At 68.2% G+C, this 289-nt stretch carries 1 protein-coding gene; it reads left to right on the top strand.

What is annotated here, in order from left to right:
- Positions 1–289, top strand: a 289-nt coding sequence (locus LZP69_RS16110) for a hypothetical protein (protein WP_234201709.1), incomplete at both ends; no start/stop codon positions are given.

Here is a 289-nt window from a genome sequence, read left to right as displayed (position 1 = left end):
GGCGGGCCGGCCGACCCATGCGGCGGAGATCGGGCATGAGTCGGGGGCGGGGACGCGGTACGTGTTTGCCGGCGACGGTTCGCTGCTGGATGCCAACAGCAACGGCATTCCCGATGTGGCCGAGGGCACGGCGCTGGAGCCCAACAGCAGCGACGACTACCTCGTGAGCAAACTGCAGTACGATGCGGCGGGGCAGGCGTACCGGCAGATAGACAACGCCGGGCGGACGACGCAGACGGATCGGGACCTGCTGGGGCGGACAACGGCGGTGATCGAGAACTACAGCGAT

The organism is Shewanella sp. AS1 (assembly GCF_021412565.1).
Classification (GTDB): Bacteria; Pseudomonadota; Gammaproteobacteria; order Enterobacterales; family Shewanellaceae; genus Shewanella.
The sequence above is the reverse complement of the archived record's forward strand: the minus strand, read 5'-3'. Positions and strand labels throughout refer to the sequence as shown.